This is a genomic window from Stenotrophomonas sp. SrG (assembly GCF_050031795.1).
GTDB classification, from domain to species: Bacteria; Pseudomonadota; Gammaproteobacteria; order Xanthomonadales; family Xanthomonadaceae; genus Stenotrophomonas; species Stenotrophomonas rhizophila_A.
Genome location: NZ_JBNBBE010000774.1, coordinates 1 through 246 on the forward strand (window position 1 = coordinate 1; position 246 = coordinate 246).

General features: G+C 62.2%; 1 protein-coding gene. It reads left to right on the top strand.

Features of this window, described 5'->3' with window-relative positions:
• On the top strand, window positions 1-205 hold a 205-nt coding region (locus tag ACQG3P_RS21670), incomplete at its 5' end, for a hypothetical protein (RefSeq protein WP_426806204.1).
• Window positions 206-246 lie beyond the last annotated feature (41 nt).

A 246-nucleotide genomic window follows, 5' to 3' on the forward strand; every position in this document is an offset into this window, starting at 1 on the left:
TGTGGTGGGCTTGAACCCTCTGTCGGTGAACAACAAATTTGGTGTGTTTCCGACCGCCAGCTTTGCCGGCCGCTTCTACAACGACTGTAACGAAAACGGCAGCGTCGACAGTGGCGTAGGCGGCATCGCCGGGGTCAGCGTGGTGCTGACCGGCACCGATGACCTTGGCCCGCCTGTATCGCTCACGTTGAATACCGACGCCTAAGGCCGCTACCGCTTCGAGGGCCTGCGCCCGGGCACCTACAC